Consider the following 21,809-nt stretch of genomic DNA (forward strand, 5'->3'; position numbering starts at 1 on the left):
CTTCTGTGCGCAATCTTCTGCTGTTCATCCTTTTCCTGGTCGGTCTGTTCTTTGTGCGGCGTGCCCTGCGCCGGACACTCGGAGGTTTCGGCGGCAGAAAGGATGACCGGGCTGAGGGCGGGCTTGATGGCGCCACGGGTGCCCGGCCCGGTGCGGAAGCCCCACGGGAGATGCTCGAGGCCGAGCAGATGGTGGCCTGCGCCCACTGCGGCCTGCACGTGCCGGAGAGCGAGGGCGTGCGGGGCAACGGGGCGTTCTTTTGTTCGGACGAGCACCGCCGCCTGGGTGTGCGTCTGTGAAGGCTGACGTTGTGCCATCGCTTGAGGTGCACCTGGCCGATGGATTGGCCAGGGCCGAGCCACTGCGTTATCTCAATCTCTTTCGGCTGATTCTTGCTGGCTTCTTCCTGGTGGCGGGGCGCCCACTGCAACTCGGTGGCGACTCCCCGACCCTGTTCATCGCGGCAGCCATCGCTTACATGGCCGCTGTCCTGATCCTTGGATTCAAGGACGCCGAGCGCCTGCTCGGTACCTCCCGGCTGGTGACCCTGCAGGTACTGGTTGATGTCACTCTGCTGACAGTCATCATGTGGACCAGCGGCGGCTACCGCAGCGGCATGCCCATCCTGATTCTGGTGGCTCTCGCCGGGGCCGGGCTGGTGGGGCAGGGGCGCATGGTGCTGTTCTATGCGGCCTATGCCACCGTGGCCGTTCTTCTCGAGAACGCGTTCCGGCTGTTGTCGGGGCGCGACACGGTTGATTTCTTTACCGTGGGGATCACCTGTATTGGTTTTTTCGCCATTGCCCAGGTAGCGCGCCTGCTGGCGCAGCGGGCCCTGACCAACGAAGACCTGGCCCGCCAGCGCGGGGCCGACCTGGCCAACCAGCTGCGCCTCAACCGGCAGATCATCCAGGACATGCAGGACGGTGTGCTGGTGGTGGGTGAGGGGGCTGTGGTGCGCCAGTTCAACCCCCAGGCCATGGCGCTCCTCGGGGCCAACCTGCGGGAGGGCATGACGCTGGAAGCCTGCGCCCCGTCCCTTGAAATAGAGTTGCGCCGCCTGGCAGCCCAGGGCGAATCCGCCCACAGCCTGCGCGCCGACGGCAGCGGAAAGATGCTGCTGGTGCGCGCCCTGCCTGCCGGCGAGGGCAAGGACACGCTGATTTACCTTGAAGACTTCGATCGCCTCCATCGGCAGATCCAGCAGGTCAAGCTGGCGGCCCTCGGGCGTCTTACGGCAAGCATTGCCCACGAGATCCGCAACCCTCTGGCCTCGGTTTACTCGGCAGCGGAGTTGCTGAGAGAGGAAAAGCGCAGCGAGATGCAGGCTCGCCTGATCCGCATCATTGGCAACAACGCCCAGCGTATCGACCGGCTGGTTAGCGATGTGCTGGCTCTCGGGCGGCGCGACGAGGCCTTGCCGGAGGAACTGCAGCTCGCCGAGTTCGTGGATGAGTTTCTGGAGGAGTTCACGCTCGCCGAGGGCTTGGGTTCAGAGGGTATCGTGGTGAGTCGGATGGCACCCGAGGTGACGCTGTGCATGGACCGCACCCACCTCCGGCAGATCCTCTGGAACCTGGTGGGCAACGCCCGTCGTCACTGCAGTGGAGGGCCGGCAGCGGTCATCATCTCGGCGCGTGCCTTCGAGGAGGGCCGGGTGGAGCTGGAAGTACGGGACGATGGCCCGGGTATCCCGGAAGACCATCGGTCAAAGATATTCGAGCCCTTCTTCACCACTCACTCCAAGGGCACCGGCCTGGGGCTGTATATCGCCCGTGAACTGGCCGAGGCCAACGGTGCATTGCTGGAGTTGCTTCCTGCCACTTCTGCCGGTGCCCACTTCCGCATTATCGGACGCGCAAAGTCATGATCCAGAACGAAAGACGGGCCCGCTCCAGCGGCCCCGACGTGCTCATCGTCGACGACGAAGACGATATCCGTGAACTGCTCGAACTGAGCCTGTTGCGCCTCGGCCTGGCCAGCGACGGGGCGGCGACCCTGGCGGAGGGGGGGGGCCGGCTCGCCGGGCAGCGCTACCGCCTGTGCCTGACCGACATGCGCCTGCCTGATGGAGATGGCCTTGAGCTGGTGCGGCACATTTCCGAGAGCATCGGCGACCTGCCGGTGGCGGTGATCACGGCCTTCGGCAGCATGGACAACGCCGTCACCGCCCTCAAGGCCGGCGCCTTCGACTACCTGTCCAAGCCGGTCTCCATTGAGCAGCTGCGGGCCCTGGTCAAGTCGGTGTTCTCGGTCCGCGGCAAGGAGGAGGATGCCAGCCGCAAGGACACCTCCAGCCTGATCGGCGAGTCGCAGGCCATGGTGCAGGTGCGCTCCCTGATCGAGAAGCTCTCCCGCAGCCAGGCGCCGGTGTTCATCTCGGGGGAGTCGGGCAGCGGCAAGGAGCGGGCGGCGCGGATGATCCACGAGCTTGGCCCGCGTTCGACGGCACCCTTCGTGGCAGTCAACTGTGGGGCGATCCCCGAGAACCTCATGGAGAGCGAGTTCTTCGGCGCCCGGAAGGGCGCCTTCACCGGTGCCGACAGCGATCGGGAGGGCTTCTTCCAGGCGGCCCATGGCGGCACCCTGTTCCTCGACGAGGTGGGGGATCTGCCCCTGCCCATGCAGGTGAAGCTGCTGCGGGCGATCCAGGAGAAGAAGTTCCGGCGCCTGGGGGATACGGTGGAGACGGCGGTGGATGTGCGTATCCTCAGTGCCACCCACCAGAACCTCAAGGCCATGGTCGAGGCAGCGCGCTTCCGCCAGGATCTGTTCTACCGCCTCAACGTCATCGAGCTGCGCATGCCGGCCTTGCGCGAACGCAGCGAGGATATCCCGGCTCTGGCCGAGATACTGCTGGTGCGGCTGGCGGAATCGTCCGGCATGGCGGTGGCGCGCCTCGCCGATGACGCGGTGAAGGCCCTGGCCGCCTATTCCTTTCCGGGCAATGTGCGTGAGCTGGAGAACATTCTTGAGCGCGCCCTGGCCCTGTCCAGCGGCAGCCTGATCCACGCCGACGACCTGCTCCTCGATCCGGCCGATATGGGCGAGGCCAGCCACGCGACGCCGGCGACTCCGGGTGGGGCCGACCTCCAGGACTATCTTGACAAGGTCGAGCGCCATGTCATCGAGGAGGCCCTTGAGAAGTCCGGTGGCAACCGCACTGCGGCGGCACGTGCCCTGGGCGTGACCTTCCGCTCCCTGCGCTATCGCCTGGAACGCCTGGGCATGAAGGAGTGATGGACAGCGGGCACGCGGCATCCCCGCGTGAGCCGGAGGCGGTCCAGCGGGTCGTCAAGGTTCGGCGCGACTACAACACCTGGGTTGCCCGGGAGACCATTGAGGATTACGCCCTGCGCTTCACCCCGCGCAGCTTCCGGCGCTGGTCCGAGCTGCGGGTGGCCAACACCGCCTTCGGGGTGGCCTCCTTCCTGGTGCTGGAGGCGGTGGGGGCGACCCTGTTGGTGGATTACGGTTTCATCAACGCCTTCTGGGCGATTCTGGCCACCGGGTTGATCATCTTCCTGGCGGGCCTGCCTATCAGCATCTACGCCGCCCGTTACGGGGTGGACATGGACCTGCTGACCCGCGGCGCGGGTTTTGGCTACATCGGCTCAACGCTGACCTCCCTGATCTACGCCTCGTTCACCTTCATCTTTTTCGCCCTCGAGGCGGCGATCATGGCCTATGCCCTGGATCTCGCCTTCGACATTCCGCCGGCCTGGGGCTACCTGCTGTGTGCCATCGTGGTGATTCCGCTGGTCACCCACGGGGTCACCACCATCAGCCGCCTGCAGAGCCTGACCCTGCCCCTGTGGCTGGTGATGCTGGTGGTGCCCTACGTGTATGTGTTCATCGAGCGTCCCGGTATCCTTCACGAGCTCGCCGCCTACGGGGGCGAACATGGCGCCGGGGCCGGTTTCAGCATCCATGCCTTCGGGGCTGCTCTGACCGTGGGTATCGCCCTGATCACCCAGATGGGCGAGCAGGCAGATTACCTGCGCTTCATGCCCGAGCAGACGGCGGCCAACCGGCGCCGCTGGTGGGCCGGGGTGCTGGTGGGTGGGCCCGGCTGGGTGGTACTCGGCGTCGTTAAGATGCTCGGTGGAGCGCTGCTGGCTTATCTGGCCATCAGCAACTCGGTACCGGCCGAGCGGGCGGTGGATCCGAACCAGATGTATCTTGCCGCCTACGAATACGTCTTCCCCAATCTGCACTGGGCGGTGGCGGCGACGGCCCTCTTCGTGGTCGTGTCACAGCTCAAGATCAACGTCACCAACGCCTACGCGGGTTCCCTGGCGTGGTCCAACTTCTTTGCCCGGCTTACCCACAGCCATCCGGGGCGGGTGGTATGGGTGGTCTTCAACACCCTGATCGCCCTGGTGTTGATGGAGCTGGACGTGTTCCAGGCCCTCGGCAAGGTTCTGGGTCTGTACGCCAACGTGGCCATCTCGTGGATGATGGCCGTGGTGGCCGATCTGGTCATCAACAAGCCCCTGGGCCTGTCGCCGCCGGGCATCGAGTTCAAGCGGGCGCACCTCTACGACGTGAATCCGGTGGGGGTCGGGGCGATGGGCATCGCCTCGGTGTTGTCGGTGTCGGCTTATCTGGGCGTGTTTGGTGCCGACGCCCAGGCTTTTTCGGCCCTGATTGCCCTGGTTGCCGCCTTCGTCACCGCCCCTCTCATCGCCTGGGCCACGGGTGGCCGTTACTACATCGCCCGCAAGCCCGGGCCGGCGCTGGCCGGGGTGCGCCAGTGCGTGATCTGCGAACGGGAGTATGAGGCCGACGACCTGGCCCGCTGCCCGGCCTATCAGGGCGACATCTGCTCCCTGTGCTGTTCGCTGGATGCCCGCTGCAGTGACCTGTGCAAGCCCCACGCGCGGCTCTCTGCCCAGTGGTCGGGGGCAATGCGCCGCCTGCTGCCGCGGGCGGTGTGGCCCTACCTGGAAAGCGGGCTCGGCCACTATCTGCTACTGATGGGTGGAATTGCCCCGGGCCTGGCCCTGCTGGTGTGGCTGCTCCATCACCTGGGCCTCAAGCTGCTGGGCGACAGCGCGGCCGAGTTTGCCCCGGCCCTGCAGATGGCCTTTCTGAAGGGCTACGCAGCCCTGTTGCTGCTGTCGGGCCTGGTGGTGTGGTGGCTGGTGCTGACCCACAAAAGCCGCCAGGTGGCCCAGGAGGAGTCCAACCGCCAGACCCACCTGCTGATGCGCGAGATCGAGTCCCACCAGCGTACCGACGAGCAGCTCCAGCGGGCCAAGCAGGCGGCCGAGCTGGCCAACCAGGCCAAGAGCCGCTACATCACCGCCATCAGCCACGAGCTGCGCACACCCCTCAACAGCATTCTCGGCTATGCCCAGATCCTTGACGGAGACGAGACCATTCCGCCCCCCCGGCGCCAGGCCATCAACGTGATCCGGCGCAGCGGCGACCACCTGCTGTCGGTGATCGAGGGCACGCTGGATATCGCCCGCATCGAGGGGGGGAAGCTGGCGCTGGACGTGAAAGCCCTGGATTTCCGGGATTTCGTGCAGCAGATCGTTGGCATGTTCGAGCTCCAGGCCCGCAACAAGGGGCTGGATTTTCGCTACGAGCCGAAGGGGGAGATTCCGCCTTTCGTGCGGGCGGACGAAAAGCGGGTGCGGCAGATCCTCATCAATCTGCTCGGCAATGCGGTCAAGTTCACCGCCCGCGGGCATATCTGCCTGCGCGTCGCCTACCGCATGGAAATGGCCACCTTCGAAGTCGAGGACAGCGGGCCTGGCATTTCCCCCGAGGAGCAGGAGCGCATCTTCGACCCCTTCTCCCGGGGCACATCCGCCCAGGGCGCCGGTGGGGCCGGGCTGGGCCTGACCATCAGCCGCATGTTTGCCGACGTGATGGGCGGCGAGCTGACCATGGACAGCCGTCCGGGCGAGGGCTGCCGCTTCCGGGTGCGTCTCTTCCTGCCTCAGGTTCAGGGGGCGGCGGCCCGCGCCAGCCTGCCGCGCAGCCGGCCGGTGGGCTACCAGGGGCCGCGCCGGCGCATCTTGATCGTGGACAACGAGCGGGTGGACCGGGAGTTCCTGTTCGCGCTGCTGGAGCCCCTCGGCTTCGTGCTTGCCGAGGCGGCCTCGGGGCCCGCTTGCCTGGCGACGCTGGATGATTTCCGGCCCGACCTGATCTTCATGGACCTGGCCATGCCGGGCATGGATGGATGGGAGACCGTGCGCCGTATCCGTGAGGGGCGACACGCCGCCACACCGGTGGCCATCATCTCGGCCAATGCCTACGAGCGCGGCATCCATTCGGACGACAATGCGCTGGGTATCGGGGCACGGGATTTCTTCCTCAAGCCGGTGCAGGTCAGCGAGCTGCTCGACTGGGTGGGTGAGCGCCTTGGCCTGATCTGGGTCGAGGCCCATCAGGTGGCACCCGAGCCACGGCTGCCCGCCGACATGGTGTATCCGCCGTTTGCGTTGCTGGAGCCGCTGGCCCGCCAGGTCGAGCTGGGCTACGTGAAGGGCATCCTGGCGCGGCTCGACGAGATTGAGGCGGCCGACCCCGCCCATGCCGCCTTTGTGGCCGAAGTCCGCGAGCTGACCCGCAATTTCCGCCTCGACGCCATTGCCCCCTTGCTGGAGAAGGCCCGCCATGTCTGATTTCGACCGGCTCAATTCCGATCTGGTGCTGATCGTGGACGACATCCCCGAGAACCTCTCGGTGCTCCATGACGCGCTGGACGAATCGGGCTACACGGTGCTGGTGGCCACCAACGGCGAGACGGCGCTGCAACGCGCCCGCCACAGCCTGCCCGACGTGATCCTGCTGGATGCCATGATGCCGGGCATCGATGGTTTCGAAGTGGCCCGCCGCCTGAAGGCCGACTTCACCACCCGCCACATCCCCATCGTTTTCATGACCGGCCTGACCGAGACCGAGCACGTGGTGGCCGCCTTTGAGGCCGGCGGGGCCGACTATGTGACCAAGCCGATCCGCCCGCAGGAGGTGTTGGCCCGCATTGCCGCCCACATGGCCAGCGCCCGCCTGATGAAACAGGCCCGCACGGCCCTGGATGCCTTCGGTCAGGCTACCCTGGCCCTGCGCCCGGAAAGCGGCCGGGTGGTATGGCAGACCCCCCTTGCACGCAAGCTGATGAATGACTATTTCCCCGGGCACGAGGACGATGCCCCGGCCGCGGTGATGGCCTGGGTGCATGAATCGGCCCGGGCGCGCCGGGAGGGCCGTGATTTCCCACCCCTGCACATCAACCAGGGGGCCAGGCGCCTGATTTTCAACCTTCACGAGCGGGCCGGTGACGACGAGTGGCTGCTGGTGCTGCGTGAGGAGTCGGACGCGGCGGTGGTGGATGCCCTGATGGCCGCCTTCCGCCTGACCACCCGGGAGGCGGAGGTGCTGTACTGGGTGATCAAGGGCAAGACCAGCCCTGACATCGGCGAGATCCTCGGCTCCAGCCCGCGCACGGTGAACAAGCACCTGGAGCATGTCTTCGCCAAGCTCGGCGTCGAGAACCGTACCGCGGCGGCATCGGTGGCCATGGCCCGGATCCGCATGGGCGGTGGGCCGGACACTTAGACCTTGAGTGAGGCACCCACCTCCGCCGAGGCGGCGAGCAGTGCGGTGATGTCGGCCGCCCGCAGGGGACGGGCGAACAGGTAGCCTTGCATGATCGGGCACTGGCGCTGCAGCAGGAAGTCACGCTGTGCTTCGGTTTCGACTCCCTCGGCCACCACCTCGAGGCCCAGGTCCCGGGCGATGGACAGGGTGGCGGTGGCAATGGCCGCATCTTCGGCGTCGCCGGGCAGATCCTGCACAAAGGAGCGGTCTATCTTGAGCCGTGTGATCGGCAGGCGCTTGAGATAGACCAGGCTGGAGTAACCAGTGCCGAAGTCATCCAGGGCCAGCCCTATCCCCAGGCGGCGCAGCCGGGTGAACTGGGCTTCAATTTCGACGCTGGGTTGCATCAGTGCGCTCTCGGTGAGTTCCAGCTCGAAACGCTGTGGCGAGACGCCCGCATCGGCGAACACCTGGTGGACCCGATCGACAAAGCCGGGCCGCCGGAACTGCAAGGCCGAGATGTTGATGGCGATGGTCAGGGCCGGAAGTCCGGCTGCCTGCCAGGCGGCTTGCTGGCGGGCGGCCTCGTGCAGTACCCAGTCGCCGATGGCGTCGATGAGCCCGGTTTCCTCGGCCAGCGGAATGAATTCGCCCGGGGGGATGCGCCCCCGCTCCGGGTGATTCCAGCGTACCAGGGCCTCCACGCCGATCAAGCGCTGGCCGGGCATGGACCACTGGGGCTGGTAGTCGAGCTCGAGCTCCTCGCGCTCGAGGGCGTGGCGAAGGGCGTTTTCGAGCATCAGCCGAGCATAGGCGTGGCTGTTCATGTCGGGGGTGAAGAAGCGGAAGTCGTTGCGCCCGGCGCTCTTGGCGTCGTACATGGCGGTGTCCGCGTGCTTGAGCAACTGGTTCACGTCATTGCCGTCGGCCGGGTGCAGGGCGATGCCGATACTGGTGGAGATGGAGAGCTCCTGGCCGTCGATGTCAAAGGGACGGACCAGGCTGGCGATCAGCTTGCGGGCAACGATGGCGGCATCCTGGGTGTGGCTGAGCTGGGGTAGCAGGACGACAAATTCGTCTCCGCCCAGGCGGGCCAGCACGTCCTCCTCCCGCAGGCACAGGGCCAGTCGCTGGGCGGTGGCAGACAGCAGGCGGTCGCCGACCGGGTGGCCAAGGGTGTCGTTGATTTTCTTGAAGTTGTCCAGATCGAGAAAGAGCACACCAGCCTGCTGCTGGTTGCGACGGGCGATGGCCAGGGCCTGTTCGGCGCGGCTGATCCACAGACTCCGGTTGGGCAGCCCGGTGAGTACATCGTAGTGGGCCAGATAGTGGATGTGTGCTTCGGCTGCGCGGTTGGTTGTGACGTCCTGGACGGTGCCGCGCAGGGTCTTGCCCTTGTCCGGGCCCGTGCCGGCCTCGATGGTGAAGTGCACGATGCGCTGGGTTTCTCCTTGATCGCCCCAGCGCAGGCGCACGTCGAAGCTGGTGCCGGCCATGCCTTGGGCGACCTCGTCGAAGGCCTGCTGCAGCCGAGGCCGATCGTCGGGGTGAAGCGCGGCCAGCAGGTTTGCACGATTGCCTTCCTGGCCCCGAGGCACCCGCAGGATTGAGAACAACTCTTCGGACCAGTGACCCTTTCCGGTTTCGGGATCGGCTTCCCAGCTGCCCAGCTGGGCGATGCGTTCAGCGTGGGTGAGCATGGCCTGCTTGGCGCTGAGGCTTCGGCTGGCTTCGGCGAGTTCGGCCGTGCGCTGCCGCACCAGTTCTTCAATGCGCCGGGCGCGTCCGGTGGATGAGAGCAGGAAGGCGCCGAGCATGCCGGTGCTGAGCAGGCCGACGGCGAGCAGGGTCCATGCTTCCCACCCTCTGTGCAGAGTGGCGTAGCTGGGTTCGGCGACGAAGTGGAGGCGCCAGGCGCGTCCGCCGAAGTCGAAGTCTTCCACCCATGGGGTGAGCCCGGCAGCGTTGGTTTCCCCGACTGCCGGGCAGGTGTCGAGTCCGGCCAGCCGGCGGCCCCTGGCATCGCTGGGGCTTACTTCCGCCAGGCAGTGGGAGATGCCGCTTATGGGGTTGAGTTGAAGAATGCTGTTGACGGCGTCCTCGACGCGCAGCGCCACGAAGACGAAGCCATTGGCTAGACGTCCCGTCTGGGCGGGGGCCGGGCTGGTCCGCTGGTAGACGACAACGCCGAGCTTGCGCTCGGTCTCCTGGGTCAGCTCGAAAGCGGAGGTGGCTGCTGCCTTGCCGTCTTCCAGGCTGCGGGCAAGCGCCTCGGCCGAGGTGGGAACCGAAAGGACGTTCAGCCCGATGGCGCGACGGTTGCTCTCTTGCGGCGCGATATAGCGGATCGGATAGTACTCGGCGTGTGGCGGCGAGGGGGTGAGTTGCTTGTTCGGGCCCCGGTCGCGGATCGCGAAATCAGGCGTGGTGAGCGAGCGGCGGGCTGTAGCCTCGAAGACACTGCGTTGTTCGTGGGGGATATGGGGTATCCAGCCTATGCCCTGAATACCCTCGAAGCGGGACAGCCAGGGTGCTGCTATCTGCCGGAAGCCCTCCTCATCGAGATCGGGCGCCGCGACCATGACCCGCTCTGTGGCCTGCAATACGTCGGTGTAGTTGGCAAAGCGTTTCAGCAGCAGGCTTGACAGGTAGCGGGCGTCCCGTTCGAAGCGGCTCTGCAGGCGCTGCTGTTCCCACTGAGCTACCTGGATCTCAAGCCCGGCGAGTAGCGCCAGGGCTACTGCCATGGGAAGCGCAAGGCTGCGTAGTCGGGGGCCCCATTCGTGACGCGGCTGACCGAGAAAGACGAAGGTGAATGGCGTGGCGATGAGGATTCCGATGGCGTCGCCTGCCCACCAGTTCCACCAACTGAAAGGCGCCTCCATGAGTGGGATGGCGCCCGAGATGACTAGCGCCGAGGTGCCGAAGCTGGCACCGATCAGGCAGCTCACAGGGCCGGCCACGAAGAGGAAGCGCAGGATCGTCGTGGTGTTGTCGAGCCCGCGTGGAAAATCGGCCCAGCGCCTCGCCAGGCTTGCGCCGGCAAAGGACTGGAGAACGGCGCCGATGCCCACACACGCGGGGGTGAACCAGGCCCAGCCATCGAGTCCTGAGCGCATCACGGCCTCGATGTTGGTGAGCAGGGCACCGATGAATATTGCCGGCCAGATGCGGCGACCATAGATCAGGACGGCGGCCAGGGCGATGCCGGCGGGGGGGTAGAGCGGGGCGACATAGCCTGGGGGGATGGCGATGTGAAGGGCCAGCAGGCCGCAGAGCGCATAGGCACTGCCAATGATGGTGAGTTGGCGCAGAGAGGGGGCGTGTGGCATGCGGCGGGGTGGTTCGGGCGATAGGGGCGGTCCGTCGTGTCTGGTGCCCGGCACGGAGGGGTCTTTACAGGCCGACTTGAGCATTGCCATGGGCTTTCCGAGCTTTATTACGGCAGTGTGGCCCCTTGGCTTCAGTTCGGCTTGGTGAATTCGGTCATGCCTCCCCTGTTATTGCAATGCGGTAGTATCTCGGTCCCGCACGGGAACAGGCATCCGGATTTCTGGATGCTGCGTTGCGGGATGGGCTGTCACCTTGTCTGGCGGGGTGGTGGTTCCCTATCTGTGAGCTCCAGGAGGGCGAAATGTCAACAGTGCTTGCCGAAGGTCAGGATAAGCGATCCAGTGCCGAGGTATTGCCGGTGGCACTGGCTGCCATGGGGGTGGTCTTTGGCGATATCGGCACGAGCCCCCTTTACACCATGAAGGAAGTGTTCAACGCACACCACGGACTGGCCGTGACGCCAGAGAACGTGCTCGGTGTGCTGTCCCTGGTGTTTTGGGCGCTGACCATCGTCGTATCCCTCAAGTATGTTGTGTTCATCATGCGTGCCGACAACAGGGGGGAAGGGGGGATCATGGCCTTGACCTCCCTGGCCTTGCGGACCACCCGCTCGCCCCGTGTTGCCAGCCTGATGTCGGCGGTCGGGCTTTTCGGCGCGGCGTTGTTCTATGGCGACGGCGTGATCACCCCGGCGATTTCGGTGTTGTCGGCGGTGGAGGGGCTTGAGGTGGCGACGCCGGCGTTCCGGCCCTACGTTCTGCCGATTTCCCTGGTGGTGCTGACCGGCCTGTTCGTGATCCAGAGCAAGGGTACGGCGCGGGTGGGGGCGGTGTTCGGTCCGGTGATGCTGTTCTGGTTCACGACCCTCGGTGTGCTCGGTGCCATGAACGTGATGCGCCATCCTGATGTGCTGCAGGCGATCAACCCGCTGCATGCGGTCAATTTTTTCGTCGCCAACAAGACCCTGGGCTTTCTCGCCCTGGGGGCCATTGTGCTGGCGATCACCGGGGGCGAGGCCCTGTATGCGGACATGGGGCACTTCGGGCGGCGGCCCATCAAGGTGGCCTGGTTCGGTTACGTGTTTCCGGCGCTATACCTGAACTACCTGGGGCAGGGGGCGCTGATCCTCGATGACCCGTCGGCTGTGAAGAACCCCTTCTACCTGCTGGTCCCGGAGCCCTTGCTCTACCCCATGGTCGGCCTGTCCACGCTGGCCACCATCATCGCTTCCCAGGCCGTGATATCCGGTGCGTTCTCCCTGACCAAGCAGGCGGTCCAGCTGGGCTACTCGCCGCGCATCCATGTGATTCATACCTCTGAAAAGGAAGTCGGGCAGATTTACGTCCCGAACGTGAACTGGATGCTGCTGGGTGCCGTGATCGCCCTGGTCCTGGGTTTTCGCTCATCGAGTGCCCTGGCCTCGGCGTACGGGATTGCCGTGACGCTGACCATGATGATCGATACGGTGCTGGCCTTCTTCGTTGTCAGGGCCCTGTGGAAGTGGAGCTGGGGGCCTGCCCTGGCCTTCCTGGCCGTGTTCTTCGCCGTGGATTTTGCTTTTTTCTCGGCCAACACGGTCAAGATTTTCGATGGGGGCTGGTTTCCTCTGGTCCTCGGCCTGGCCATTCACGCCTTGCTGATGACCTGGAAGCAGGGGCGCGCTGCACTGACGGCGCGCATGCAGGTGGACACCATGCCCCTGGACCTTTTCATCCAGTCGATGTTTCACGATCCGCCCATCCGGGTGCCGGGGACCGGTGTGTTCATGACGACTGCCCCCGACGGGGTTCCGCGCGCGCTGCTGCACAACCTGCTGCACAACAAGGTTCTGCATGCCCGTGTGGTGCTGGTAACAATGATCACCGAAGATGTCCCCTACGTGCCAGTGGCGGAGCGGGTGCGGGTAGAGGAGCTGGATTACGGCTTCTACAGGGTGTTTGTTCGCTATGGTTTCAAGGATGATCCGGACATTCCGGCGGCCTTGGCTCTCTGCGAAGCGCAGAGTCTGCCGTTCGACCTCATGGAGTCGTCATTCTTCCTTGGGCGCGAGACTCTCATCCCGCGGGGCGGCTCCGTCCTTGGTCGATGGCGCGAACTGCTGTTTATCCTGATGTTCAGGAATGCGCACAGTGCGGCGGATTTTTTCTGCATTCCCGCCAACCGGGTCGTCGAGTTTGGTACCCAGATTGAGTTGTGAGAGGGGTGCGGGCGCCGCCTTGGAAGCCCGTCAGCCCATACATCGAATTTATGTGAAATGTAATTTTCGCGTGACGGGGATCACGGGGGCTCTGACGGCTTCGCGCTATTGTTCAGCCATACATTTATTCACGCATTTTGCAAATTTAAAGGGCGCTAAACGAACGACCTCACCCGGTCTTCATACATAATGCGCTGCAACATCCGGATGCCGTTGTGCCGGCTATTCCCTGAAACATCCAATTGCATGGGCGGCTGCCTTAAAAGGGTTGCTGAAGCTTGAGATGCTGAAACTCTTCAATCATTACGTTCCGTCAAACACCGTCCTGCAGGTGGTCATCGATGCGATGCTCCTGTTCGTCGCTGTGATCGTGGCGTTCGTGCTGCAGAGCAAGGTAAATGGGGCGCTCATTGCTACGGTGGTGCCATCGGCGCTGGCCTTTGCCGTTACGATGATGATCCTCAATGGTGCCTTGGGGCTTTACCGTACGGGGTTTGGCGGTGGCTTTCGTGAGTCCCTGATGCGTGTGGTGATGTCCATCGCCCTCAGCATCCCGGTGGCCTACGGTATCTTTCAGGTCTTGCCCTGGGGGGAGTTTGCCCATGAGGCGATGGAGCTCAATGTGGTGGCGCTTCTCGGGTTTGTTGTCGCGGCGCGTGGTTTCTCTGTCCGGCGTGTGGGAGCAGGCGTGTTGGTAAAACGGATCATGGTGATTGGCACTGGGGCCGATGCAGTGGCGGTGGAGAGTGCTCTTGCTCACTCCTCCAGTCGGGGGCTTCAAGTGGTGGGCTTCTTCCCCTCCGGTCAAGGCGAAGATGTGCGTGTGGATCCGAAGCGGATCATCCACTTCGATGGCAGCCTGCTCGCGACGGCCAGTCACCTCAAGGTGAATGAGATCATCGTTGCCCTGAAGGAACGGCGCGGTGGCGTGATACCCCTGCGGGAACTCCTCGACTGCAAGATGGCCGGTATCAAGGTGCTCGATCTGTCCAGCTTCTTCGAGCGTGTCCGCGGGCAGGTCCGAATCGACTCCCTGCGGGCCAGCTGGCTGATCTATGGCGAAGGTTTTCGTCAGGGATGGAGCCGTACGCTGGTGAAGCGCATCTTCGATATCGTGGCTTCCATCGGGCTCCTGGTTCTGGCTGCGCCTGTAATGGTGCTGGCGGCCTTGTTGATCATGATTGAAGATGGTGCCCCGGTGTTCTATCGCCAGGAGCGTGTCGGCCTCGGGGGGCGCCTGTTCAAGGTCACCAAGTTCCGTAGCATGCGTCGCGATGCAGAGCGTGATGGCAAGCCGCGTTGGGCAAGCGCCAATGATGACCGCGTTACCCGTATCGGGCGCTTCATCCGCAAGGTGCGCATCGACGAGTTGCCGCAGTTGTTCAACGTACTGAAAGGTGATATGAGCTTGGTGGGCCCGCGTCCCGAGCGTCCCTTCTTCGTTGATCAACTGACCCGTGATATCCCCTTCTATGCTGTCCGCCACTGTGTCAAGCCGGGTGTCACCGGATGGGCGCAGGTTCGTTACCAGTACGGCTCATCGGTGGACGATGCGATCAACAAGCTGCAGTACGATCTTTATTACGTCAAGAATCACACCTTGTTTCTCGATACGGTTGTTCTGTTCGAGACGGTGAGGGTGGTGCTGACAGGCGACGGCGCTCACTGATCGTGTCGCTGGCTCCCCGCAAAGGGGAGGTCTGACGCTCCCGCTGTGTTCGGGAGCGTTTGTTTTTCTGTTGAGGCCCGATGGAACCCACGTTTTCCCAGATATCCGCGTGGAGCCACGCGATTGCGGCGATCATCCATGTGCTGTTCGCGGTTTATCTAGGACTGGCGTGGCGCAACGGTTCGCGAGGGTCCTTCCTGATCGGTGCCATGACGATCAGCGCACTGTGGGCGTCGGCAAACTGGGCCTTTTCCCTGACAGGATGGAACTGGCTCTTCCTGTTGGGGAACGTACTGGACGTGCTGCGCATGGGCGCCTGGTTCGGTTTTCTGATGGCCCTTGTGTTCCAGCCCACAGCTTCGGCCAGTGCAGAGCCTCCTCCGCGCTGGCCGAAGCCCACGGCACTGGCGGTCGTCTCCCTTGGTGCTGCCGGCGTGGTGTGCTTTGCCCTGGGGCTCCCCGTTTATGGCACGCCGCTGCGTACCTGGGCCGCCACCTCGCTGATGACGGCGGTTTTCGGTCTCGTCCTGCTCGAACTCTTCTATCGCTCCGTTCCCGAGCGCTCCCGCTGGGGAATCAAGCCCATGGCGCTGGCGCTAGGCGGCCTTTTCGCGTTCGATGTTTATCTGTTTGCCGACTCCTTGCTGTTCAGTCGGATCCATGCAGTCATCTGGAGTGCCCGTGGGTTTGCCCACACCCTGATTATTCCGCTGGTCGCCATCTCCGCCTCGCGGAATCCCGAGTGGACGTTCCGGATATCGATTTCCCGCCATGTGGTGTTCCACTCGACCGCCCTGGCCGTATCCGGCGTGTACCTTCTGCTGATCGCCGGGGCCGGCTACTACATGCGCTATTTTGGCGGGGAGTGGGGTGAGGCGCTGCAGTTGGTGATGCTCTTCGGTGGCGGCCTCTTTCTCGGTGTGCTGATTTTTTCCGGGGCTTTTCGAGCGCGTCTGAAAGTGCTGCTCGCCAAGCACTTCTTTGCCTATCGTTACGACTACCGGACCGAATGGCTGGGGGTGACGCAGGCCTTGTCGGTGGCAGGGGATGGACTTAGCCTGGGAGAGTCCGTTGTCAAGGCCCTGGCTGACCTGGTTGAAAGTCCAGGAGGCGGAGTGTGGCTCGCAGATGCCAATGGCTGCTTCAGCCAGCAGGCACGTCTCAATATGCCCCATTACGGATTCGTCGAGAACGATGGGTCGGCCTTTACCGGCTTCCTGCTCGAGCGGGAGTGGGTGGTCAATCTGGCAGAACTGCGCAGTGGGTTTTCGGCCGGCGGGGACGGCGTGACGCTGCCAGAATGGGTGTCCGAAGTGGCAGACATGTGGTTGGTTGTGCCCCTCATCTCATCGGGTGTGCTGGTGGGTTTCGTCATCCTCCTGACGCCGCGCACACCTGTCGATGTTAACTGGGAGGTGCTTGATCTCCTGAAGATGGCAGGTCGGCAGGCTGCGAGCTACTTTGCCCGCATGCAGGCCGCGGAGGCCCTCATTGAGGCCCGCAAGTTCGACGCATTCAATCGCATGTCGGCCTTCGTGGTCCATGATCTGAAAAACCTGGTAGCCCAGATGTCCCTGATGTTGCGAAACGCCGAGCGGCACAAGGACAATCCGGAGTTCCAGGCCGACATGCTCGACACCGTTCGCCACGTAGAGGAGAGGATGCGTGGTCTGATGACCCAGCTTATGGAGAAGACGCCGATCAATCAGCGCAAGCCCGTATCACTCAGGGGTTTGCTCGAACACGTGGTGCAGTCCAAACGAATGTACATTCCTTGCCCGGTGCTGCTTGATGGTGCCCCGGAAGTTTCCGTCCTTGCCCATGCCGAGCGCCTTGAACGCATCCTCGGGCATATCGTGCAAAATGCCCTCGACGCTACTCCCGAGCATGGTAGTGTGTCAGTGGAGCTATCCCGGGAGCGTAACCAGGCATGCATCACGGTTCGTGATACGGGATCGGGCATGTCAGCCGCATTCATCCGGGAGCAGCTTTTCAAGCCTTTCCAGACGACAAAAGCGAGCGGAATGGGCATCGGCGCCTACGAGGCACAGCAGTATGTGCAGGAACTGGGGGGCAGCCTGAGTGTTGTCAGCGATGTGGGAACGGGTTCCCGGTTCGACATCCGATTGCCCATTGCCGCTTCTGTCCGGAATGACGGTAACGAAGCAATGGCAAACTAGGGAATATGAGCGAGAAACGCAGAACATTGCTGATCGTCGAGGACGATCCCGCACTGCAGAAGCAGATGCGCTGGGCTTTCGATCAGTACGAAACAGTGGTTGCCAACAATCGGGAAGAAGCCATTGCCCAGTTGCGTCGGCATGAACCGGCCGTGGTCACGATGGATCTCGGTCTGCCACCGTCTCCCGACGATGTGACCGAGGGTTTCCGTCTGCTCGGTGAGATCCTGGCCCTGGCTCCGGACACCAAGGTCGTGGTTCTGACCGGCCAGCACGACAGAGAGAACGCGGTGCGTGCGGTGGGCATGGGGGCTTACGACTTCTTCGCAAAGCCCTTCGAACCCGAGCTTCTGTCCCTGACTCTCGATCGGGCGCTGCGCCTCTATGATCTACAACAGGACAATCGCCGGCTGAAGGTCCAGCAGGGCAGCGCCCTGTCCGGCGTGATTACCCGCGACGCCGGCATGCTCAAGTTGTGCCGTTTGATTGAGCGGGTGGCTTCGGCCAACGTCACGGTGATGCTGCTCGGCGAGAGCGGAACCGGCAAGGAAGTGCTTGCCCGGGGGCTGCACGAGTTGTCACCGCGACGCAACGAACGTTTTGTCGCCATCAACTGTGCGGCGATTCCCGAGAACCTTCTTGAGAGCGAACTCTTCGGTTACGAAAAGGGCGCCTTCACCGGTGCGGTCAAGCAGACCCTCGGGAAGATCGAGGTGGCCAACAAGGGCACCCTGTTCCTCGATGAAATCGGCGATTTGCCCATGCCCCTGCAGGCAAAGTTGCTGCGCTTCCTGCAGGAGCGCGTAATTGAGCGGATCGGTGGGCGAGAGGAAATTCCGGTCGATGTGCGCATTGTTTGTGCCACCCACCAGGACGTGAAAGGCCTGATCCAGGCTGGCCGCTTCCGTGAGGACCTGTACTACAGACTGGCTGAGATCGTGGTGGACATTCCGGCGCTGCGCTACCGTGACGGCGATGCGGTGTTGCTGGCCCATGCGTTCGTGCAACGTTTCGCCAACGATCATGGACGGGGCTCCATGTCGCTCACCGACGATGCAGTGCAGAGCATTGAGTTGCACCGTTGGCCAGGGAACATCCGGGAACTCGAAAACGCGATCAAGCGGGCGGTGATCATGGCCGACGGCAACTGCATAACGGCGGACGACATCGGCCTCAATCAGGAAGACAGCGACGAAGGCCTGCAGGCACTTAACCTGCGCGAGGTACGCGAGGAAGCCGAACGGCGCGCGGTGGTCCGCGTGATGGCCCGGGTCAATGGCAATGTGGCGCGGGCGGCCGAGGTGCTGGGCATCAGCCGCCCCACTCTCTATGATTTGATGAACCGCTTCGGACTCAAGAAAGAAATCTCAACGTGATTCAAGGATCCATGCAGATGCGTTCCCAGACCAAACAAAACCGGGTGCGGAACACCGCCATCAGCGCCCTCTGTGTCTTGCTGCTTACCGCTTGCGGCGACAGTCCCGAATCCATGATCAGCTCGGCCAAGGAGTACATGGCCAAGAACGACCGCAATGCGGCCTCGATCCAGCTCAAGAATGCGTTGCAGAAGAACCCAGCCCTTGCTGAAGCCCGCTTTCTGCTGGGGAAGGTGAATTTCGAACAGGGTGACTACGCGGGTGCGGAGAAGGAGCTTTCCCGTGCCCTTGATGGCGGCTTCCAGCCGGATCAGGTCGTTCCCTTGCTTGCCCAGGCGATGCTGGCCAGTGGTCAGGGACAGCGCATCCTCACTGAACTCGCCGGCAAGGAACTGACGGATTCTGAGGCCAGGGCCTCGCTGCTTACGTCCAAGGGTTTTGCTGCTTTCCAGCAGGGCAAGCGGATTCCTGCCCAGGAGGATTTCAACGCAGCCATTAAGGAATCTGCCGGCTTCCCCCTTGCGCGAATTGGCTTGGCTCGCATGCGTGCCATCGACCGGGACATTGATGGTGCGCTGGCGGAAGTTGACGATGTGCTCAAGGCTGCCCCGAAACTGCCGGAGGCGCATAGTCTGCGCGGCGATCTCCTGCTGGCCAAGAACCGTCCCGATGAAGCCGTTGCCGCCTACGAGGCGGTGCTTGAAGCCAAGCCCACAGAGATCTCCGCGCACCAGAGCGTGATTTCTTTACTGATCCGCGCCAACAAGCTCGAAGCAGCCCAAGCCAAGGTTGTGGCCTTGCGCAAGGCAGTGGGTAATCACCCGCTTGCGATCTATATGCAGGCCTTCCTTGATGTTCGGAATGGCAAGAACAAGGAAGCCTACGAGGGTATCCAGCAGGTATTGCGTGTGGCTCCCGAGTATGTGCCTGCTCTTCTGCTTGCGTCGGCCCTCCAGCTGCAACGCAGTGACTTTTCCCAGGCCCAGCAGAACCTCGGCAAGGTTCTCGACAAAATTCCCAATCAGCCTTATGCGCGGCGCCTGCTGGTTTCGGCTTATCTGGGTGCTCGTGACCCTGGCAAGGCTCTTGAAGTGCTCCAGCCGCTGATCAAGGATCATGTGGATGACGAGTCGGTACTCAACCTGGCGGGGCAGGTCTACGCCATGAATGGCGATTTCACTCGTTCCGAGGAGTATTTCGGGCGCGCTGCCAAAGCCGATCCGAACAATGCCCAGTACCGTACCCGCCTTGGTGTGTCCCGACTGGCGGGTGGTGAGGCCGATCGTGCATTCCAGGATCTGGAGGCCGCTTCTGCACTGGATTCGGACAGCATCCAGGCCGATGTGACACTCATCATGGCTCACCTGCGGCGCAACGAGACTGCCAAGGCCATGAGTGCGGTCGAGACCCTTGAGAAGAAGAAACCCAACGATCCGATCACCCACAACATGAAGGGTGGCGTGCTGCTGGTGCTGAAGGACGCCGCGGGTGCCCGCAAGGCCTTCGAGAAAGCCCTCGAATTGAAGGCGGACTTTCTGCCGGCGCTGAGCAATCTGGCCCGCCTTGATATTCAGGACAAGCAGCTTGATGTCGCGCGCAAGCGCTACGAAGGCTTCCTGGCAAAGAATCCGAATCACGCGCAAGCCTACCTCCAGTATGCGGAGTTCCTGGCCATGACCGGGGGGCAGGCGAAGGACGTGCAAGCCGTGCTCGAGAAGGGGCTTACGGCCAGCCCCACTTCGCTGCCGGTGCGCCTTGCCCTGGTTCGTCTGCTGATTCAGTCTGGCGATACCAAGCGTGCCCTATCCCTGGCCCAGGAAGCGTCGGTAGCTGCACCTGACGAGCCCGCGGTGCTGGACTTGCTGGGACGCTCTCAAGTGGCCGCGGGCGAGACGCAGCAGGCCCTTGCAACTTTTGGCAAGCTCGCGGCACGCCTGCCTGGCTCGCCGGCGCCGTTGATCGCCATGTCGGATTTGATGATGGGCAGCAAGGACATTGCGGGTGCCGAGCAAAACCTGCGCAAGGCACTGGCGGTCAAGGCTGACTCTCTGGAAGCCCAGCAGCGCTTGGTTGCCATTCTCCTCAACAACAAGCGCGGGGATGCGGCAATCGCCATCGCGCGGGACGTTCAGCGTCAGCGCAAGGATTCTGCCATCGGCTACATCCTAGAGGCTGAGAGCCTGCTCGCAGGCGGCAAACCGCCGGAGGCCGTCAAGCTTTACGAAGAGGCCTACAAGCGCGAGAAGAGCGCCGCTTCCATTCTCCGCCTGCACAACGCACATCTGGCGGCCAGTCAGCCTCAGGAAGCAGCTAAGGTAGCCTCGGACTGGATCAAGGCCAATCCCAAGGATCTCACGGTGCGGACCTATCTGGCCGAGCGCAGTCTCGCCGAGCAGAAGTACGATCAGGCAATGCAGCAATACCGGCAGATGCAGGAGATTGCTCCAAAGAATCCGATGGTCCTGAATAACCTTGCCTGGGTTCTTGGCAAGCTGAATGACAAGAGTGCCGTGAGCGTTGCCCAGCAGGCCGTGGCCCTTGCTCCCAACAGCCCGGTGGTGCTTGATACTCTCGGGACACTGCAGTTTGAAACGGGTGACAAGGCCAAGGGGCTGGAGAACCTCAAGAAGGCGGTCAGTCTCGGCCCCAACATCCCCCAGTTACGCTTCAGCCTGGCCAAAGCACTGGCCGCGAACGGCGACAAGGACGGTGCCCGCAAGGAACTCGAGGCTGCCCTCAGGAGCGCGCCGGAGAAGGCCCCGATCCGCAAGGATATCGAGAAGCTCCGCGCCACCCTTTGATCGTATCTACTAACTTGGACTCTTTTCAGGATTGACCTCATGAGCACCATTGCAGTTATCGGCCTCGGCTACGTTGGCCTGCCCCTCGCCGTCGAATTCGGCAAGAAGATGAAGACCGTCGGTTTTGACCTGTCCGTTGATAAGGTCGAGTCCTATGGCCGCTTCATCGACCCGACCGGCGAAGTGAGCACCGAAGACCTGAAGGCCGCAACGCAGCTGACCTGCAGCACTGATCCGAAGATCATCGGCGAAGCCGATTTCATCATCGTCGCCGTGCCGACCCCGGTGGATGACGCCCACCAGCCCGATTTCACTCCCCTGGTGAAGTCCTCCGAGAGCGTCGGCAAGCACCTCAAGAAGGGTGCCATCGTGGTGTACGAATCCACGGTCTATCCGGGCGCCACCGAGGAAGTGTGCATCCCCATCCTCGAGAAATTCTCCGGCCTCAAGTGGAAGCAGGACTTCAACGTCGGCTACTCCCCCGAGCGGATCAACCCGGGCGACAAGGAACGCACCGTCACCAAGATCATGAAGGTGGTCTCCGGCGACACCCCCGAGACCCTCAAGAAGGTCGAGGAAGTGTACGGCGCGGTGATCACCGCCGGCGTGTATCCGGCCAGCTCCATCAAGGTGGCCGAGGCCGCCAAGGTGATCGAAAACACCCAGCGCGACCTCAACATCGCCCTGATGAAC

12 protein-coding genes are annotated in these 21,809 nt (G+C 63.3%); 11 read left to right on the forward strand and 1 reads right to left on the reverse strand.

From position 1 onward, the window contains the following. The first annotated feature begins 5 nt into the window (after positions 1–5). Genes ACIQ09_RS02495 through ACIQ09_RS02515 form a run of 5 tightly spaced genes read left to right on the forward strand, consistent with a single transcriptional unit; the run spans position 6 to position 7,578 of the window. The gene (locus ACIQ09_RS02495; RefSeq protein WP_398305600.1) at positions 6–299 is read left to right on the forward strand and encodes a PP0621 family protein; all 294 of its coding nucleotides are present in this window, start codon (positions 6–8) and stop codon (positions 297–299) included. Continuing rightward, positions 296–1,870, forward strand: a complete 1,575-nt coding sequence (locus ACIQ09_RS02500; protein ID WP_398305603.1) for a sensor histidine kinase — start codon at positions 296–298, stop codon at positions 1,868–1,870. The genes ACIQ09_RS02495 and ACIQ09_RS02500 overlap by 4 nt, the downstream gene beginning before the upstream one ends. After that, positions 1,867–3,240, forward strand: coding sequence for a sigma-54-dependent transcriptional regulator (locus ACIQ09_RS02505; protein WP_398305606.1), 1,374 nt, complete (start codon positions 1,867–1,869; stop codon positions 3,238–3,240). Before ACIQ09_RS02500 ends, ACIQ09_RS02505 begins: the two co-directional genes overlap by 4 nt. Beyond that, on the forward strand, positions 3,240–6,644 hold the full coding sequence (locus tag ACIQ09_RS02510) for an ATP-binding protein (RefSeq protein WP_398305609.1): 3,405 nt from the start codon (positions 3,240–3,242) through the stop codon (positions 6,642–6,644). Before ACIQ09_RS02505 ends, ACIQ09_RS02510 begins: the two co-directional genes overlap by 1 nt. Beyond that, complete coding sequence (locus ACIQ09_RS02515) at positions 6,637–7,578, forward strand: response regulator (RefSeq protein WP_398305612.1); 942 nt, start codon at positions 6,637–6,639, stop codon at positions 7,576–7,578. Before ACIQ09_RS02510 ends, ACIQ09_RS02515 begins: the two co-directional genes overlap by 8 nt. On the opposite strand, the gene ACIQ09_RS02520 is transcribed toward ACIQ09_RS02515, so the two are convergent. Further along, positions 7,575–10,892 carry an EAL domain-containing protein gene (locus tag ACIQ09_RS02520; RefSeq protein ID WP_398305615.1) on the reverse strand — a complete coding sequence of 1,106 codons (3,318 nt, stop codon included), beginning with the start codon at positions 10,890–10,892 and terminating at the stop codon, positions 7,575–7,577. The two genes, ACIQ09_RS02515 and ACIQ09_RS02520, sit on opposite strands and share 4 nt — an antisense overlap. Positions 10,893–11,194: 302 nt before the next feature. On the opposite strand from ACIQ09_RS02520, the gene ACIQ09_RS02525 reads away from it, so the two are divergent. From ACIQ09_RS02525 to ACIQ09_RS02550, 6 genes are all read left to right on the forward strand, one after another. Beyond that, on the forward strand, positions 11,195–13,090 hold the full coding sequence (locus tag ACIQ09_RS02525) for a potassium transporter Kup (protein WP_398305618.1): 1,896 nt from the start codon (positions 11,195–11,197) through the stop codon (positions 13,088–13,090). 283 nt (positions 13,091–13,373) lie between these two features. Continuing rightward, entirely contained in the window at positions 13,374–14,759 is a 1,386-nt protein-coding gene (locus ACIQ09_RS02530) for a TIGR03013 family XrtA/PEP-CTERM system glycosyltransferase (protein ID WP_398305620.1), read from the forward strand. An 80-nt stretch (positions 14,760–14,839) separates the two neighbouring features. Further along, positions 14,840–16,939, forward strand: coding sequence for an XrtA/PEP-CTERM system histidine kinase PrsK (gene prsK, locus ACIQ09_RS02535; protein WP_398305623.1), 2,100 nt, complete (start codon positions 14,840–14,842; stop codon positions 16,937–16,939). Positions 16,940–16,944: 5 nt separating this feature from the next. Further along, the gene (gene prsR / locus ACIQ09_RS02540; protein WP_398305626.1) at positions 16,945–18,315 is read left to right on the forward strand and encodes a PEP-CTERM-box response regulator transcription factor; all 1,371 of its coding nucleotides are present in this window, start codon (positions 16,945–16,947) and stop codon (positions 18,313–18,315) included. A 17-nt stretch (positions 18,316–18,332) separates the two neighbouring features. Beyond that, positions 18,333–21,116, forward strand: a complete 2,784-nt coding sequence (prsT, locus tag ACIQ09_RS02545) for an XrtA/PEP-CTERM system TPR-repeat protein PrsT (protein WP_398305629.1) — start codon at positions 18,333–18,335, stop codon at positions 21,114–21,116. A gap of 39 nt (positions 21,117–21,155) precedes the next feature. Next, positions 21,156–21,809, forward strand: a 654-nt coding sequence (locus ACIQ09_RS02550) for a nucleotide sugar dehydrogenase (RefSeq protein ID WP_398305632.1), incomplete at its 3' end; no start/stop codon positions are given.

The organism is Zoogloea sp. (assembly GCF_044344315.1).
Classification (GTDB): domain Bacteria; phylum Pseudomonadota; class Gammaproteobacteria; order Burkholderiales; family Rhodocyclaceae; genus Zoogloea.